The sequence below is a fragment of the Bradyrhizobium sp. SHOUNA76 genome (genome assembly GCF_023006445.1).
Taxonomy (GTDB): domain Bacteria; phylum Pseudomonadota; class Alphaproteobacteria; order Rhizobiales; family Xanthobacteraceae; genus Bradyrhizobium.
Genome location: NZ_JALBHA010001224.1, coordinates 1 through 223, shown reverse-complemented (window position 1 = coordinate 223; position 223 = coordinate 1). Strand labels below are relative to the sequence as shown.

The 223-nt window shown below is 70.4% G+C and carries 1 protein-coding gene; it reads right to left on the bottom strand.

Features of this window, described 5'->3' with window-relative positions; genetic code table 11:
* The coding region (locus MOV74_RS41405; protein ID WP_246933158.1) for a hypothetical protein at nt 1-223 on the bottom strand (223 nt) is incomplete at both ends.

Genomic DNA, 223 nt, shown 5'->3' with positions numbered 1-223 from the left:
ACGGGCCGGATCGAGCCGCTCGCGGCCGGCGCTGCGTGCCACGATCGGGACATTGCGGATGTCCTCGCGAACCTGCGTCACGGGAATGCCGGTGAGGAGGAACTGGAGCTGGCGGGCCACCTCGGCCGGCGACAGGCCGATCAGGTTCAGCCGGTCCTGATCCGGGACGAAGCGAAGCACGGGCGTGCGATCGCCCCAATCCCGATTTGCCTGCCGCGCGTCC